The organism is Cupriavidus agavae, assembly GCF_004217045.1.
GTDB lineage: Bacteria > Pseudomonadota > Gammaproteobacteria > Burkholderiales > Burkholderiaceae > Cupriavidus > Cupriavidus agavae.
The window spans coordinates 2,005,136-2,020,791 of record NZ_SGXM01000001.1 but is presented as its reverse complement, the minus strand read 5'-3'; the positions used below and the strand labels follow the sequence as shown (position 1 = coordinate 2,020,791).

At 69.1% G+C, this 15,656-nt stretch carries 14 protein-coding genes; 4 read left to right on the top strand and 10 right to left on the bottom strand.

All coding sequences use genetic code 11. From position 1 onward, the window contains the following. Positions 1 to 20 precede the first annotated feature (20 nt). The 7 genes from EV147_RS09185 to EV147_RS09155 form a co-directional block, all read right to left on the bottom strand. A complete protein-coding gene (locus EV147_RS09185; protein ID WP_130390768.1) occupies positions 21 to 623 on the bottom strand; it encodes a Maf family protein in 603 nt (200 codons plus the stop codon). A gap of 102 nt (positions 624 to 725) precedes the next feature. Further along, positions 726 to 1,205, bottom strand: a complete 480-nt coding sequence (rlmH, locus tag EV147_RS09180) for a 23S rRNA (pseudouridine(1915)-N(3))-methyltransferase RlmH (protein WP_130390767.1) — start codon at positions 1,203 to 1,205, stop codon at positions 726 to 728. Between the two features lie 43 nt (positions 1,206 to 1,248). Next, entirely contained in the window at positions 1,249 to 2,055 is an 807-nt protein-coding gene (gene rsfS / locus EV147_RS09175) for a ribosome silencing factor (RefSeq protein WP_198680193.1), read from the bottom strand. Positions 2,056 to 2,100: 45 nt separating this feature from the next. Continuing rightward, on the bottom strand, positions 2,101 to 2,808 hold the full coding sequence (locus tag EV147_RS09170) for a nicotinate-nucleotide adenylyltransferase (protein WP_130390765.1): 708 nt from the start codon (positions 2,806 to 2,808) through the stop codon (positions 2,101 to 2,103). Between the two features lie 4 nt (positions 2,809 to 2,812). Then, positions 2,813 to 3,733: an oxygen-dependent coproporphyrinogen oxidase gene (hemF, locus tag EV147_RS09165; protein WP_130390764.1), complete on the bottom strand. Its 921-nt coding sequence runs from the start codon at positions 3,731 to 3,733 to the stop codon at positions 2,813 to 2,815. Positions 3,734 to 3,859: 126 nt separating this feature from the next. Next, positions 3,860 to 5,128: a phosphoribosylamine--glycine ligase gene (gene purD, locus EV147_RS09160; protein WP_130390763.1), complete on the bottom strand. Its 1,269-nt coding sequence runs from the start codon at positions 5,126 to 5,128 to the stop codon at positions 3,860 to 3,862. An 82-nt stretch (positions 5,129 to 5,210) separates the two neighbouring features. Further along, positions 5,211 to 5,936: a YebC/PmpR family DNA-binding transcriptional regulator gene (locus EV147_RS09155; protein ID WP_130390762.1), complete on the bottom strand. Its 726-nt coding sequence runs from the start codon at positions 5,934 to 5,936 to the stop codon at positions 5,211 to 5,213. A gap of 248 nt (positions 5,937 to 6,184) precedes the next feature. On the opposite strand from EV147_RS09155, the gene EV147_RS09150 reads away from it, so the two are divergent. Then, the gene (locus tag EV147_RS09150) at positions 6,185 to 7,729 is read left to right on the top strand and encodes a helicase HerA-like C-terminal domain-containing protein (RefSeq protein ID WP_130390761.1); all 1,545 of its coding nucleotides are present in this window, start codon (positions 6,185 to 6,187) and stop codon (positions 7,727 to 7,729) included. 6 nt (positions 7,730 to 7,735) lie between these two features. On the opposite strand, the gene upp is transcribed toward EV147_RS09150, so the two are convergent. Beyond that, positions 7,736 to 8,386 (bottom strand): uracil phosphoribosyltransferase, encoded by a 651-nt coding sequence (gene upp, locus EV147_RS09145; protein WP_130390760.1) that lies wholly within the window; start codon positions 8,384 to 8,386, stop codon positions 7,736 to 7,738. 314 nt (positions 8,387 to 8,700) lie between these two features. Here upp and EV147_RS09140 point away from each other — a divergent pair, with 314 nt between their 5' ends. The 3 genes from EV147_RS09140 to EV147_RS09130 are packed head-to-tail and all read left to right on the top strand — an operon-like array spanning position 8,701 to position 10,852. Continuing rightward, positions 8,701 to 9,588 (top strand): DMT family transporter, encoded by an 888-nt coding sequence (locus EV147_RS09140; RefSeq protein ID WP_130391246.1) that lies wholly within the window; start codon positions 8,701 to 8,703, stop codon positions 9,586 to 9,588. A gap of 53 nt (positions 9,589 to 9,641) precedes the next feature. Next, the gene (locus EV147_RS09135; protein WP_130390759.1) at positions 9,642 to 10,430 is read left to right on the top strand and encodes an SDR family oxidoreductase; all 789 of its coding nucleotides are present in this window, start codon (positions 9,642 to 9,644) and stop codon (positions 10,428 to 10,430) included. Next, entirely contained in the window at positions 10,430 to 10,852 is a 423-nt protein-coding gene (locus tag EV147_RS09130; RefSeq protein ID WP_130390758.1) for a methylglyoxal synthase, read from the top strand. The genes EV147_RS09135 and EV147_RS09130 overlap by 1 nt, the downstream gene beginning before the upstream one ends. Before the next feature lie 10 nt (positions 10,853 to 10,862). On the opposite strand, the gene EV147_RS09125 is transcribed toward EV147_RS09130, so the two are convergent. Both EV147_RS09125 and EV147_RS09120 read right to left on the bottom strand, forming a co-directional pair. Beyond that, complete coding sequence (locus EV147_RS09125) at positions 10,863 to 14,429, bottom strand: ImcF-related family protein (RefSeq protein ID WP_130390757.1); 3,567 nt, start codon at positions 14,427 to 14,429, stop codon at positions 10,863 to 10,865. Then, positions 14,410 to 15,519 carry a hypothetical protein gene (locus EV147_RS09120; protein WP_235844638.1) on the bottom strand — a complete coding sequence of 370 codons (1,110 nt, stop codon included), beginning with the start codon at positions 15,517 to 15,519 and terminating at the stop codon, positions 14,410 to 14,412. The genes EV147_RS09125 and EV147_RS09120 overlap by 20 nt, the downstream gene beginning before the upstream one ends. Between the last annotated feature and the right edge of the window lie 137 nt (positions 15,520 to 15,656).

Below are 15,656 nucleotides of genomic sequence, written 5' to 3'. Positions count from 1 at the left end.
GGCGGCTGGCGTCGGACGAATCAGAAGCGCAGATCCGCTTCACGCAGCAGGGTCGCCGTCTCGAAAAGGGGCAGGCCCATGATACCCGAATAGCTACCGTCGATACGCGCGACGAACTCGGCCGCGCGGCCCTGGATCCCGTACGCCCCGGCCTTGCCGAACGGTTCGCCGCTGGCCACGTAGCGCCCGATCTCGGCCTCGCTCATGGCGCGGAAAGTGACGTGCGAGATCGACAGCGCGTGGCGCTGGCCCAGCGCGGACACCACGGTCACCGCCGTCAGCACGCGATGGGTGGTGCCGGCCAGCGCCGCCAGCATGCGCGCCGCATCGTCGGCGTCGGCGGGCTTGCCGAGGATGTCGCCGCCCAGGCAGACCGTGGTGTCGGAGGTCAGGATCGGCGCGTCGGGCAGTCCGCGCCCGATGCGGCGCTGCAGCGCGGCGTCGGCCTTGAGCGCGCAGACGCGCTGCACGTAGGCATCGGGCGTCTCGCCGGGCAGCACGGTTTCGAGCGCCTCGGCGTCCTCGCCGGCATCGGCGAGCAGCAGTTCGTGGGCGACGCCAAGCTGGGTCAGCAGCTCGCGGCGACGCGGGGATTGGGAGGCGAGATAGAGGAGGGCGGGCACGGACAATCGATGCGAGAAGGAGTGCGCCGATTGTACGCGTGGTCGGCAGGCGCCGAGGGTTTGCTGCGCGCTCCCGTCGCATGGGAGCGCGCAGCAAAACACTTACACCCGATGGTACGGATGTCCCTGCGTCACCGACCATGCCCGGTACAGCTGCTCGGCCAGCAGCACGCGCACCATGCCGTGCGGCAGGGTCAGGCTGGAGAGCCGGAACAGTGTCTGGGCGCGCGCCTTGAGCGCGGGATCGAGGCCATCGGCGCCGCCGATCAGGAAGGCGGTGTCGCCGCCGTCGCGTTGCCAGCCGGTCAGCTGGTCGGCCAGCTGCACCGTGGTCCAGTCCTTGCCGCGCTCGTCGAGGGCGACGATACGGGTCTGTTTCGACAGCGAGCCGAGCACCGTCTCGATGCGGGCGGCTTCGCGCTGCATCACGGTGGCGGCATTGTTGCTGGAGGAGCGGGCTTCCGGCTTGACCTCGCGCAGTTCGATGCGCAGCTCCGGCGGCATGCGCTTGGCATACTCCGCAAAGCCGGTTTCGATCCACGCGGGCATCTTGTGGCCCACGGCCACGATCACGAGTTGCATGTGCGATGCCCGGTGGTCGGAACTACCCGCTTGCCAGCCGCGTTCAGGCCGAGCGCGTGGCGCGCTTGCGCGGGGCGGCGGTCTTGGCGGCCGTCTTCGTTGCGGTCTTGGTTGCCGTCTTCGTGGCGGCGGTCTTGCGGGCCGGGGCCTTGGCGGCGGTCGTGCCCGTGGCGGTCTTGCGTGCGGGTGCCTTGGCGGTGGTGCCGGCGGCGGTCTTGCGGGCCGGGGCCTTGCCAGCCGTGCCGGTGGCCGACTTGCGGGCCGGCGACTTGAGCGGCACGCCGGTGGAAGTCGTACGCGTCACGGCCGTCTTGCGGGCGCGGGCGCCCATCGTGGCCAGCGCGTCGGCGTCGGTGTCCTCGTGGCCCATCGGCGGCGACGGCTCCTTCATGCCTTCCGGCAGGCGGGCCAGCGCCGGGCGCAGGTTCGAGGCGCGGCGCACGCGCGGTGCCGGCTCGGCGTCCTCGTCCTCGTCCGGCTCGCTGGCCTTGGCCAGGCCCTTCTTCGCGGCCAGCTTGACGCGCACCGGCTTGTCGCCCCAGATTTCCTCGAGGTTGTAGTACAGGCGCAGTTGCGGCTGGAGGATGTGCACCACGGCGTCGCCGCAGTCCACCAGCACCCATTCGCCGGTCTCCAGGCCCTCGACCGCCACGATGTGGCCGCCGGCGTCCTTGACCGTATCCCGTACCGACGCCGCCAGCGCCTTGGTCTGGCGGTTCGAACTACCGCTGGCGATCACCACCCGGTCGAACAGTTCCGTCAGGTGAGTGGTGTCGAACACCTTGATGTCCTGCGCCTTCACATCCTCGAGCCCGTCGACGATCGCGCGCTGCAGTTTACGAATATCCATGGTGTCTTTCTTGTTCAGCTTCATTCGGGTAGGGAGCGCGTCGGCTCAGGGGTTTCGGTACAACCCGTGACGCGCGATGTAGTGTGCCACGCCGGCCGGCAGTTGGTCATCTGCCTGGTCCGGCAGCACGCCGCCTGCCAGGTGCTGGCGCAGGCCGGTGGACGACAAATCGACGGCCAGCGTCTGGTCGATCCACATATGTCCGGAGGGCGAGCATTGTATCAGGTGCGTGTCCGCCTGACGCTCGTGCATGGCTTCCAGCACCGGCCCCTCCAGCGCGTCGAGGTCGAATCCCGGCCGCGTGGCGATGCACAGGTGCACATATTCGAACAGCGCCTCCCAGCCGTGCCAGGTGTGCAGCCGCAGCAACTGGTCGGCGCCCATCAGCCACGACAGCGACGCCTCGGGGCCATAGGCCTCGCGCAGGTGCCGCACGGTGTCGATCGTGTAGCTCGGGCCGGCCCGGTCCACTTCCATGCGGCTGACGCCGACCTTGCCGCGCGCCGGCACCAGGCTGGCCGCGGCCAGTTCGGTCATCGCCAGGCGGTCGGCGGCCGGGGTGACATGGTCGCCCTTCTGCCAGGACTGGCCGGTGGGTATCCAGACCAGTTCGTCGAGGTCCAGATGGTCCAGGGCCAGTTGTGCCAGGGCAACATGGCCCCGGTGCGGCGGATCAAAAGTGCCGCCAAGGATACCCAGGCGGTAAGGGCGGTGGGGGCGGGACGGTTGGGACGCCTGCAGAGGTTCGTTCATGCCATCAGGCCCAGTCGCGTGCGGGCAGGAAATCCGCGTAGAGCGCCGCTTCCGGCGTGCCGGGCGCGGGTTGCCAGTCGTAGCGCCACGAAACCTGGGGTGGCATCGACATCAGGATCGATTCGGCCCGGCCGCCAGACTGCAGGCCAAACAGCGTGCCCCGGTCGAACACCAGGTTGAATTCCACGTACCGGCCGCGCCGGTAGGCCTGGAATTCCCGCTCGCGCTCGCCGTAGGGCGTGTCCTTGCGGGCAAGCAGGATCGGCAGGTAGGCGTCCAGGAAGGCATCGCCGGCCGCGCGCATCATCGCAAAACTCTGGTCGAAGCCCAATGCCGAGAAGTCGTCGAAGAAGATGCCGCCGATGCCGCGCGCCTCGCCCCGGTGTTTCAGGAAGAAATACTCGTCGCACCACTGCTTGAAGCGCGGATAGAGATCGTCGCCGAACGGCGCCAGCGCGTCGCGGCAGGTACGGTGGAAGTGCGTGCAGTCACCGGCGTCGCCGTAGTACGGCGTCAGGTCCATGCCGCCGCCGAACCACCAGACCGGCTCGGCGTCCGGCGCCTCCGGCTTGCGCGCCACGAAGCAGCGCACGTTCATGTGCACCGTCGGTACGTAGGGATTGCGGGGATGGAACACCAGCGACACGCCCATCGCCTCGAAGCCGCGCCCGGCCAGCTCCGGCCGGTTGGCCGTGGCCGAGGGGGGCAGGGTATCGCCCCGCACGTGCGAGAAGCCCACGCCGGCCCGTTCCATGACCGCGCCGCCTTCCAGGATCCGGGTGCGGCCGTTGCCGCGCAGCCGCTCGGTGGGCGGCTTTTCCCAGGTATCGGTCAGGAACGGCTGGCCGTCGACGGCGGCGATGGCATCGGTGATGCGGTTTTGCAGGCCGAGCAGATAGTCACGGACTGCCTGGGAATCGATCATGATCGTGGATGGGGGTGGGCCGGTGGCAAGACGGCCGGGCTGGTGCGCCGGCCGTCATGGCGGTGTCATGATTGTACCGGCTGGATTCGCCCCACGGGCCGTGGGCCGAATCCGGCAATGCCCGGATCAGCGCTTGATCGCGCGGTAGCCGATATCGGTGCGGAACTGCATGCCGTCGAAGCGGATCTGCTCCACGGCGGCGTAGGCGTTCTTCTGCGCGGCCTTGACCGTATCGGCCAGCCCCACCACGCACAGCACGCGCCCGCCCGAGGTGCGCAGCGTGCCGTCCTGCAGCGTGGTGCCTGCATGGAACGTCACCGCGTCGTCGGTTTCGGCCGGGATGCCGGTGATGGCATCGCCGCGGCGCGGGTTCTCGGGGTAGTCGAAGGCGGCCATGACCACGCCCAGCGCGGTGCGGCGGTCCCAGTCCAGTTCGATCTGGTCCAGCTTGCCGTCCACGGCCGCTTCCATCACGTCGACGAGGTCGGTCTTCAGGCGCGCCATGATCGGCTGCGTCTCCGGATCGCCCATGCGGCAGTTGAATTCCAGCGTCTTCAGGTTGCCTTCCGGGTCGATCATCAGGCCCGCGTACAGGAAACCGGTGAACGGGATGCCGTCCTTTTCCATGCCGCGCACCGTCGGCAGGATGATCTCGCGCAAGGCGCGCGCGTGCAGCGCCGGCGTGACCACCGGAGCCGGCGAGTAGGCGCCCATGCCGCCCGTATTGGGGCCGGCGTCGGCGTCCAGCAGGCGCTTGTGGTCCTGGCTCGTGGCCAGCGCCAGCACGTTCTTGCCGTCGACCATGACGATGAAGCTCGCTTCCTCGCCTTCCAGGAATTCCTCGATCACCACGCGGGCGCCGGCGTCGCCAAGCTTGTTGTCGGCCAGCATCATGTCCACGGCGCCGTGGGCTTCTTCCAGCGTCATCGCCACGACCACGCCCTTGCCGGCGGCCAGGCCATCGGCCTTGATCACGATCGGGGCGCCCTGGGCGTCGATATAGGCGTGCGCGTCGGCGGCGCTGGCGAACGTCTTGTAGTAGGCGGTGGGAATGCCGTGGCGGTGCATGAACGCCTTGGCGAAGTCCTTCGACGATTCGAGCTGGGCAGCGGCCCGGGTTGGCCCGAAGATGCGCAGGCCGCGCGCGCGGAACACGTCGACGATGCCGGCGGCCAGCGGCGCCTCGGGGCCCACCACCGTGAAGGCCACGCCCTCGCGCTCCACGAAGGCGGCGAGCACCTCGGGGTCGGTCAGCGGCACGTTCTGCAGGCGCTTGTCGAGCGCCGTGCCCCCGTTGCCCGGGGCCACGTAGACGACCTGCACCTTGGGGGACTGGGCCAACTTCCAGGCCAGTGCGTGCTCACGCCCACCCGAACCGACAACCAAAACTTTCATGATCCACTGCCAGAAAAGAAACGCATGCGAAAAGCGGCAGCTGGACGAGGCCGGGCTGCCGCCGTGGGGCGCGGCGCGAGGGTCAGTCCTCGATCACCGCGTTGGTGAAGACTTCCTGTACGTCGTCCAGGTTTTCCAGCGCGTCCAGCAGTTTCTGCATCTTGACGGCATCGTCGCCGGTGAAGCTCACGTCGTTCTGCGGCTTCATCACCACGTCCGCCACCTCGGCCTTGAAGCCGGCGGCTTCCAGGGCCGACTTGACCTCGCCGAAATCGTTCGGCGGGCAGGTCACCTCGATCGAGCCGTCGTCGTTGGTCACCACGTCGTCGGCACCGGCTTCCAGCGCGGCGTCCATGAGCTTGTCCTCGGGCGTGCCGGGGGCGAACAGGAACTGGCCGCAGTGCGTGAACATGAACGCCACCGAACCTTCGGTGCCCATGTTGCCGCCATGCTTCGAGAACGCGTGGCGCACTTCGGCCACGGTACGGGTGCGGTTGTCGGTCAGGCAGTCGACGATGATCGCGGCGCCGGACAGGCCGTAGCCCTCGTAACGGATTTCTTCGTAGCTCGCGCCCTCCAGGCCACCCACGCCGCGCTGGATGGCGCGCTGCATGTTGTCCTTGGGCATGTTGGCGTCCATGGCCTTTTCCATGGCCAGGCGCAGGCGCGGATTCGAATCGGCCTCACCGCCGCCCAGCTTGGCGGCCACGGTGATTTCCTTGATCAGGCGCGTCCAGACCTTGCCGCGCTTCGCGTCGGCGGCGGCTTTCTTGTGTTTGATGTTGGCCCATTTGGAATGACCGGCCATGTTTCTCTCCGAAGCGGAATATGTATCGTGTGGTGTGCAAGCCCGGCGGCCTTGCGCCGGCGGGATGCCGCCCGGGGTTCCGGCGGCCACGCCATGTGATTGATGTGCCGATCTGCTGGCTATAATCAGCGCAGGATTTTATCACGCGCCCCTGCCGTGCCGCAGCACGATCTGTGGCCCCGGCCGCGCACGGCCGCGCGGTTTCCTGCCTTTCCAGTCCCCTGACACGCCGACCGCCGAGACCCGCCATGGCCGATCCCATCCTCATCGCCAAGAATGCCGACCACGAACTGGTGCTGCTGCCCGAGATGGGCAACCGGCACGGCCTGATCACCGGCGCCACCGGTACCGGCAAGACCGTCACGCTGCAGACGCTGGCCCAGGGCTTTTCCCGGCTCGGCGTGCCGGTCTTCATGGCAGACGTAAAAGGTGATCTAACCGGCATATCACAGGTGGGCAAGCCATCGGACAAGCTCAAGGCCCGGCTGGCCGGGCACGGCCTGCCCGAGCCCGCCTGGGGCGCCTGCCCGACCACGCTCTGGGACGTGTTCGGCGAGAAGGGCCACCCGGTGCGCGCCACGGTCTCGCACATGGGGCCGCTGCTGCTGTCGCGGATGCTGGAACTCAACGACACCCAGCAGGGCGTGCTGAACCTGGTGTTCCGCATTGCCGATGCCAACGGCCTGCTGCTGCTCGACGCCAAGGACCTGCGCGCCATGCTCCAGTACGTGGGCGAGAACGCCAGCCAGTTCACCACCGAATACGGCAACATCTCGTCGGCATCGGTGGGCGCGATCCAGCGCGGGCTGGTGGGGCTGGAGTCGCAGGGGGCCGACAGGTTCTTCGGCGAGCCGATGCTGAACCTGGAGGACTTCATCCAGACCGAGAAAGGACAGGGCGTCATCAATATCCTGGCGGCCGACAAGCTCATGAACGCGCCCCGGCTCTACGCCACGTTCCTGCTCTGGATGCTGTCGGAGCTGTTCGAGAAGCTGCCCGAGGCCGGCGATCTCGACAAGCCCAAGCTCGTTTTCTTCTTCGACGAAGCCCATCTGCTGTTCAACGACGCACCGAAGGCGCTGCTCGACAAGATCGAGCAGGTGGTGCGGCTGGTGCGCTCCAAGGGCGTGGGGGTGTATTTCGTCACACAGAACCCGGTCGATATCCCGGACACCGTGCTCGGCCAGCTCGGCAACCGCGTGCAGCACGCGCTGCGCGCGTTCACGCCGCGCGACCAGAAGGCCGTGAAGGTGGCGGCCACCACGATGCGGGCCAACCCGAAGCTTGATCTGGAACAGGCGATCGGGGAGCTTGGCGTGGGTGAGGCGCTGGTGTCGTGCCTCGACGCCAAGGGCACGCCGGGCGTGACCGAGCGCGCCTGGGTGCTCCCGCCGGGCAGCCGCATCGGCCCCGCCACCGACGACGAACGCAAGGCGCTGATCGCCGGCTCGCTCGTGGCCGGCACCTACGAAACCGCGATCGACCGCGAATCGGCCTACGAGAAGCTGCGTGGCGACGCGGCCGGCGCCGCGCGCGGTGCCCCCGTGGAAGCCGCAGGCAAGAAGCCGGCCCCGAAGCCGGGCGCCCCGGAAGCGGAGGCCGGCGAGGAAGGCAGCAGCTGGGCCGGCGAGATCTTCGGCTCGCTTACGCGTGGCACCGGCAAGACCGGCCGCGGCGATTCGATCCTGGAATCGATGGCGAAATCCGCCGCCCGCACCGTGGGCTCGCAGGTCGGCCGCGAATTGATCCGCGGCGTGCTCGGCAGCCTGCTCGGCGGCGGCAAGCGGAAGTAGACGAGCTCAGTTCTTGGTGCCGAACAGACGGTCACCCGCGTCGCCGAGGCCGGGGACGATGTAGGCGTGCTCGTCGAGGTGGCTGTCGAGCGACGCCACGAACAGCTTCACGCCCGGGTGGGCCTTCTGGAAGATCTCGACGCCTTCGGGCGCGGCCACCAGCGCCACGAACGTGATGGCCTCGTCGGGCACGCCACGGCGCTTGAGCACGTCCACCGCGTGGGCGGCCGAGTAGCCCGTGGCCACCATCGGGTCGCACAGGATGAACGAGCGGTCTTCCACATCGGGCAGGCGCACCAGGTATTCCACCGGGCGGTGCTGGTCATCGCGGTAGACGCCGATATGGCCGATGCGGGCCGACGGAATCAGCTCCACCAGGCCGTCGCTCATGCCCACGCCGGCGCGCAGCACCGGCACGATGGTCAGCTTCTTGCCGGCGATCACGGGGGCGTCCAGCGGCACCAGCGGGGTGTCGATGCGGCGCGTGGTCAGCGGCAGGTTGCGGGTGATCTCGTAGCCCATCAGCAGCGTGATCTCGCGCAGCAGTTCGCGGAACGTGCGCGTGGATGTCTCCTTGTCACGCATGTGCGAGAGCTTGTGCTGGATCAGCGGGTGGTTGAGGATGAACAGGTTCGGAAAGCGCGGATCTTGTTTCATGGCGGCTCGGCCGGGGTAGGCGGCGATAGGCGAATGGGGAGGTCTGCCCGGAAGCGGGGGACCGATGCAGCGGGATTGTAATGGATGGGATCGCCCGCGCCGTTGCGCGTCGGCAGGAAGTGCCGGGACGAGCCGCCCGGGGTTGGGCGCTAGAAGTGGCGCATTCGGCGCATCGCGCAACAAGCCGGGCCGCAGGCCGCCGCGCCTTTTGGCATACAATCGGCGGGTTCGTCGCGGCCGGACCGGCTGCGACCGCGCCCCAACCCCGCTTTCCCGTGTCCGCATCCCAGAAGTCCCTGTCCCCCTCGCTTGACCTGCCCGCCGGGCATCGTGTCGGACTCGCCACCGCCGCCATCGGCGCGATGCTGTTTTCCGCCAAGGCCATCGTGGCCAAGCTCATGTACCGCTACAACGTCGATGCCGTGATGGTCATCACGCTGCGCATGGTGCTGGCGGCGCCGCTGTTCATGGCCATCGGCTGGTGGCAGGCGCGCAAGCTGCCGGCGCTGTCGTGGGCCGACCGCGGGCGCGTGGTGTTCCTGGGCTTCATCGGCTACTACCTGTCGAGTTTTCTCGATTTCCTCGGGCTGCAGTACATCACGGCCGGGCTGGAGCGGCTGATCCTGTTCCTGACGCCGTCGTTCGTGCTGCTGTTCACCGCGCTGGTGTTTCGCCGGCACATCCATGCCCGGCAGTGGATTTCGCTGCTGCTGGCCTATGCGGGCATCGTGCTGGTGTTCGTGCACGACCTCGATGTGAGCGGCACGCAGGTCTGGCTCGGCGGAGGTCTGGTGCTGGCCAGTGCGTTGTCGTATGGTGTGTACCTGATCCTGAGCGGCGAGCTGGTCAAGCGCGTGGGGTCGCTGCGGCTGGTGGCCTACGCGATGTGCGTGTCCACGCTCTGCTGCGTGATCCAGTACCTGGCGCTGGGCCGGCCCGTGGCCGAACTGGCGCAGCCGGCGCCGGTGCTCTGGCTGTCGGCCGTCAACGCGGTGATGTGCACGGTGCTGCCGGTGTCGCTGACGATGATCGCGGTGGCGCGCATCGGGGCGCCGCTGGCCTCGCAGGCCGGCATGGTCGGCCCGGTGTCCACGCTGGTGCTGGCATTCTGGCTGCTGGGCGAGCCGGTCACGGAAGTGCAGATCGCCGGCAGCGCGCTGGTGCTCGGGGGCATGTACCTGCTGTCGCGCAAGAAGGGCTGACGGCAACAAGAATTCAACAAGGCAACAAGGGTTCAACCAAGGAGAGGAAGACCATGGATTTCGGACTGCGCGGTAAGCATGCGCTGGTGTGCGGCGCCAGCAAGGGACTCGGGTTCGCGTGCGCCGAGGCGCTCGCGGCCGAAGGCGTCGATGTGGTGATCGTGGCGCGCGGCGCCGAGGCGCTGGAGAAGGCCGCCGCCGACCTGCGCGCCCGCTATGGCCGCCGGGTGCTGGCCGTGGCCACCGACATCACCACGCCCGAGGGCCGCAAGCTGGCGCTCGACGCCGTGGCCAAGCTTGGCGACCTCGACATCCTCGTCAACAATGCCGGCGGCCCGCCCCCGGGCAACTTCCGCGACTGGGGCCGCGACGAGTGGCTGGCCGCGCTCGACGCCAACATGCTGACGCCGATCGAACTGATCAAGGCCACCGTGGACGGCATGATCGCGCGCCGCTGGGGCCGCATCGTCAACATCACGAGCGGCGCGGTCAAGGCGCCGATCGACGTGCTGGGCCTGTCCAACGGCGCGCGCTCGGGCCTGACCGGTTTCGTGGCCGGCCTGGCGCGCGAGGTGGCGCAGCATGGCGTGACCGTGAACAACCTGCTGCCGGGGCCGTTCGACACCGACCGCCTGAAGAAGACGATGGAGGGCGGCGCCCAGAAGGCCGGCATCAGCATCGACGAAATGGCCAAGCGCCGCGCGGCCGCCAATCCGTCGCGCCGCTTCGGCGATCCGGCCGAGTTCGGCGCCACCTGCGCGTTCCTGTGCAGCAAGCAGGCCGCCTTCATGACCGGCCAGAACGTGCTGCTCGACGGCGGCGCGTACCCGGGAACCTTCTGATGCCCGCGCTGCGTCCCGACGGCGGCACGAAACCCCGCATCGCGCTGATCGCCCACGATCACAAGAAGGACGACATCGTGGCCTTCGCGGCACGCCAGCGCGACTTTCTGTCGCGCTGCGACCTGCTGGCCACGGGCACCACGGGCGGGCGGATTGCCGCCGAGACGGGCCTCAACGTCTCGCGGATGCTGTCCGGCCCGTGGGGCGGCGACCTGCAGATCGGCGCCCAACTGGCCGAAGGCAGGATCACCGCCGTGATCTTCCTGCGCGACCCGATGACGCCGCAGCCGCACGAACCGGATATCAACGCGCTGGTGCGCGCGTGCGACGTCCACAACGTGCCGTGCGCCACCAATCTGGCCACGGCCGAGCTGCTGATCGTCGAACTGGCACGGCAGTGCGTCGAGAGCGGGTGCAAGTAGTTCCCGCGCGTCAGATGGCCGGCGCCCGCCGGCTGTCCGCCGCAACTGCCTCGGTCCCCCGGGGCAGGAACATCCGTTCAGGCACCTGCAGGTGGCGCAGCGCCAGGATCTCCAACGGTCCCTGGCCTGCCGCCGAGCGCATCTGGTACCGGATCGGGTAGCAAAGCTGCGCCCGCCCGGCTGCCGGGACGCTGTCGACCGTTTCGGCCCCGACCGGTGTTGCATCGGCGGTCGTCTGGAATGTCAGTTGCACCGTCGCACTGTCGATCGGCGTCACTTCCGCGCGCTCCAGCATCCGTACCCAGGCCCACACTCCCTCGGCCTCGTGGTTCTTGCGCATGCCCGCCGTCTCGGTCTGCCACGCCAGCATCGCGCGCGGCTGCTGCAGGTCGCTTGCGGGCCAGGTCATCGCGTGCCAGGCCTCGCGCTGGTTGTAGTAGCGCAGCGTCTGGTTGTCTATCGTCAATATCGTGCTGGTCAGGCCCGGGGTCGGGACGGGTTTGAGGTCGAAGCGGTAGCGGGGATCGCCCTGCAGCAGCAGGCGCGTGCCGACGCGCTGCAGCGTGTTGATGAACTCGACAAAGCGGGGATCGAATCGCAGTGCGTGGGCGCCGCTGCCCACCGGCGTCCAGCGGTCGCCGCGCAGCGCCAGCACCCCGGACAGTTCCGCCAGCACGAAGGCAGGAATCAGGCCGCTCCGCGGCCGCACATAATGGGCGATTTCTGGCAGCGAGGCGTCATTGGGACTATCGGCAAACGGATAGCGGCTGGCGAATGCACGGTTCCAGGGCAGCGCGATCGACACCCGCCACGCCTCGTCGAGGCTGGCCAGCGCCGGCTGCAGCACCGCTTGCGTGGCCTGGGCAACCGGCCGCACGAACAGGGTTTCGCCCATGCCGGCCCAGCCCGTGCCGAGGCTGGCTGCGACAAGCTGGGCATAGGCCTGCGTATCGGCCAGATCGGAGCTGCGGCCCTGGAACAGCGCCTGGGCCAGCTGCAGTGCCTGCGCATCGCCATCGGCGCCCTGGGCGATCTGCTGCAGCCGCAGCCGGACCGCCGTGATGCGGTCGAGATAGCGCTGCAGGCTCAGTTCGCCGGTGCCGGTGCCGGCTTGGCCGGTATCGCCGGTCAGTCGCAGCACTGGCCCGAAAGCCGGGTCGAGCGGTCCGCCGGGGGCACGTCCGGCAGCGGCCGGACCGGCGTTGTCCCGCTGGTTGTCCGGCGTGCCGAGGATGCCCTGCGCACGGGCGACCAGCGCCTCGGAAAGCGATGCCCGGTGGGCGCCGGCCCCGCCGTGGTACTGCAGCGATTTCAGCAGCGCAATCACCGGAGACTGCCGCGCGTCGGCCATGAGCTTGAGCTGGTCGGCCACGGCGGGCAGCGTGGCGGCGCTTTCCCACTGCAGGCCGTTCATGAAGCGCTGCCAGTGGTCGGCATAGTCGGCGAAGTAACGCTCGGCCAGTGCCGCGCGCAGGTCGGCCGCCCGGGCTTGCCCGTCGCTTCCGGTCTGGCGGTCGGCGGATGGATTGTCGCCGAGCACCCAGTCGTCCGATACATCGACCCGCGCCGCTGACGTCTCGATGGCTGCCCGCACGTATCCTTCGTACGCCTGGCGGGTATAGATGGCCGGCACGCTGCCGGTGGCGCGCAGCAGTCCGCGCGTGTCCGTGCCGGCGGTCAGCGATGCCAGCGTCTGGTTCGGATACTTGTGGCTGACACCTGCGATGATCGACTGGTAGATGGCATCGGCGGCGTTACGCTGGCCGATGGCCTCCAGCAGCGTCTGGCGCGCGCCTGCCACCAGTTCGGGCCGGGTCGCGATACGCCAGTGCGGGTGGTCCTGCAGATGGTCCGCATAGAAGCTGCCGAAGCGTTCGGCCAGGTCGGCCCGCTTGCCCGGCGTGATACGCGCGCCGGTGGTCCAGCGTTCCGCAAGGTTCCTGCCGAGGACGGCGGCGTCTGCCCGCTCGGGCTGGGCCAGCATCAGGTAGGTTTCGAGCGTGGCGCGGCCTTCCAGCGCCCATTTCAGGGTTTCGTCACGGAGGCCGGCGGTTTGCAGCTGCGTGAGGCTGGTCAGCGAAGCCTCGATGTCGCGCACGACCGGTGCCACGACGAGTTCCCGGCTGGCGTTGGCGTACGGCGCCCAGAGCGAGTTCAGTACCTCGGCATCGCGGTTCAGGCCAAACCGCGTGCCAAGCGGGGCGCCTTGCCCGATGCGGTGGGTGTAGCGCAGGATCTGCTGCTGCAGGTTGTCCAGTGCCTGTAGCCGATGGGCGCCATCGGCGGTGGAGGCCAGGTCCCGCACCGCCTGCCGCGCGGCGCCGATATCGCGCGCATTGCGCACGCCGGAGGCGACCATGCCGGCGGTCCAGGCCACGACCCCGGCAAGCGCCAGCATGGCCACCACCGTCGCCGCGTGCACGCCGACCCGGCGGCCCCGGTAGCGGCGGGATTCCGTACAGATGGCCTGCCATGTGGTGGCCAGCGCGGCCGGCTGGTTCGGCGACGGGTGGGGTCGGGCGGTGCGCCAGAGATCGCCCGACGCGTCCGGACGGGCTGGCATCGGCACCGGCGCGGCAGGGACCGGGAAAACTGGCGCAAATACGATGCCGGCCAGCGTTGCGCGGCGCCATTTCGACGCCAGCACCGCCTGCCAATTCGCCTCGATGCGTGCGCGCTGGGCACTGATGTAGGCCGAAATCAGGGCGAGGTGCCGGGAGTGGTGAGGTTCCAGGCAGAGCAGGGTGCCCTGGCGCACGGTGCGTTGCTCCAGGGTGTCCAGCACCTCGCGGAAGCCCGTCGCGGCCTGTTCGCCGGCGCCGTTGTCCGAGGCCGCGACGAACGCGCCTACCGCGTCGAACTGTTCGGGCGGCTGGTCGGGCAGTTCCACGGAGTGCAGGTAGACCACGGGCGCCGCCCAGCCCAAATCCGATTCGATCCCCGCCCGCACGCGCAGTTGATCGGTCGCGGCCGCCTCACGCTGGTTCGCGGGCACCACCTGAACCAGCGCATCGACCGGCCGGCGTGCGCGCAGGCGCCGCAATTGCCGGCGCCACTGTGCGGCGTCGATACCGTCAGGCGCCGCGTGTACGAGCACGGCATGATCGACCTGCAGGACGCCCGCCTGCTTCAGGCCCGGCGCCACGGCGTTGACCTGCCCGGCATCCCCGCACACCAGCAGCCACGGCAGCCGATAACGCCACCGCCAGCCGAGCGTGACGCGCAACTCGTCCGCCAGCCACTGCAGGCGCCCATCTCGCCTGAGACGTCTGGTCCGTTCGGCGCCTGCGTGGTGGTTCAGCCATCGCCTTGCCAGCGCATAGGCGCCGACCAGCACGGCAAACAGATGCAGGACGACCACGGCGACGAGGACGGCGCCCAGCCAGATCAGCACGGAGATGCGCTCGCGCTCGTCCGGCAGGCCCACGTCGTGGCCTCGGAACCAGACGATCGCCGCAGCGAGGATGAACAGCGACAACGCCAGCAGGGGCACACCCCAGGTGGCCAGCGTGACAGGCTGCGCGGGGGCCGGACGGTGTGCGGCGAGGGCCTGCAGGTTACGGGTCGGATCGGTCATTCGAGGATGGGATGACGTGAAGGACGGCGGCTTGCGCGCCATCGACGATGAGCTGGGGGCCGGCCGCGCCCTGTTCGATCGCGGCGGCCACGGACAGCCAGGGATTCAGCGGCACGGCGGCGCCGACGACGCGGTCGGGACGACGCTGCGACGCGGCGTCTGCCAGATGCTCCAGCGAGGCATCCGTCCACGCCTTGTGCAGCGTCAGGTCGTGCTGGCTGCCGAGGCCAGTCAGCCAGGCGCGGTTGACGGCGGGGGCGTCGGCCGCACCCCACAGCAACGCCAGCCGGAGAAGGTCTTCCAGCGCGCTGGCATCCCCGGAAACCGGACGGTGCAGCGCGCCGTATGCTGCGAGCCCATCGGGCAGACGGTAGTAGCCCGGATCGAGCAGGACGGCCACGCAGCCTTCGCCGCTGCCGGGCGCGGGCGTGGCGTCGTGCCACGCCATGGCAATGACCAGCAGCGGACGGCGTTCGAGGGCGTCCAACCACGTATCGGCCACCATCAGGCCGGTGTCGGCGTCAATGGCTTCGCATTCCAGCACCGGCAACCCGGCCATCCGCAGCGCTTCGCGCACCTGCTGCAGGCGGAGGGCCGAAGCCGAGGGATCTGCCAGCACGCGAACGGCAGGGGCGTAGTCCGGGCCGTACTGCGAGAGCGATTGCAACGGCTCGGCCAAGGGAAGCAAGGCTTCGGCAAGCTTCAGGACTACGGTGGCGACGGCGGTCGTCTCGCTGTTGGCGAGGGCAATGTCCTCGTCGGCCTCTTCATCCGCGGTGTCTGCCGAGATATCGACGACGGTGATCGCGTCATCGTCGAAGCGGTTATGCACGACCAACCCCGAAGCGGCCCGGGTCTGCTGCGCCCGCGTCAGCGGCACGCCAGCCTCCACCACTCCGGCAAGGCTTGAACCATTCAACGGCAGGCAGTACCCGACGCCCAGCACCCGCAGCGGCCGCTGCGCTTGCGCCACGGCCTGATCCAGCCAATCCTGCCGGGCCTTGTTGCGAAAGAACGCACGAAGCCAAAACGCTTCGAACCCGGCGCGGTGGATGCTTATTAATAGTGCGAAGGCCAGGTTGGGCGGCACAAGCAGGGCAACCCAGAACAGCGGCCCCTCCGCGGCATGGCCGTTTGGCCATAAAAGTAGGACCAGGGCCGTGGCGACCGCAGCACAGAGGAGCCATATGCCGGCCCATGCCAGTGGGGGAGGGCCGTGGCGGGGGT

Bases quoted from the DNA above. Each gene is read 5' to 3' on its own strand.
- EV147_RS09125 (WP_130390757.1), bottom strand. From the start codon at position 14,429: ATGACCGATCCGACCCGTAACCTGCAGGCCCTCGCCGCACACCGTCCG.
- purD (WP_130390763.1), bottom strand. From the start codon at position 5,128: ATGAAAGTTTTGGTTGTCGGTTCGGGTGGGCGTGAGCACGCACTGGCC.
- EV147_RS09170 (WP_130390765.1), bottom strand. From the start codon at position 2,808: ATGAACGAACCTCTGCAGGCGTCCCAACCGTCCCGCCCCCACCGCCCT.
- EV147_RS09130 (WP_130390758.1), top strand. From the start codon at position 10,430: ATGCCCGCGCTGCGTCCCGACGGCGGCACGAAACCCCGCATCGCGCTG.
- EV147_RS09155 (WP_130390762.1), bottom strand. From the start codon at position 5,936: ATGGCCGGTCATTCCAAATGGGCCAACATCAAACACAAGAAAGCCGCC.
- EV147_RS09135 (WP_130390759.1), top strand. From the start codon at position 9,642: ATGGATTTCGGACTGCGCGGTAAGCATGCGCTGGTGTGCGGCGCCAGC.
- rlmH (WP_130390767.1), bottom strand. From the start codon at position 1,205: ATGCAACTCGTGATCGTGGCCGTGGGCCACAAGATGCCCGCGTGGATC.
- hemF (WP_130390764.1), bottom strand. From the start codon at position 3,733: ATGATCGATTCCCAGGCAGTCCGTGACTATCTGCTCGGCCTGCAAAAC.
- upp (WP_130390760.1), bottom strand. From the start codon at position 8,386: ATGAAACAAGATCCGCGCTTTCCGAACCTGTTCATCCTCAACCACCCG.
- rsfS (WP_198680193.1), bottom strand. From the start codon at position 2,055: ATGGATATTCGTAAACTGCAGCGCGCGATCGTCGACGGGCTCGAGGAT.
- EV147_RS09150 (WP_130390761.1), top strand. From the start codon at position 6,185: ATGGCCGATCCCATCCTCATCGCCAAGAATGCCGACCACGAACTGGTG.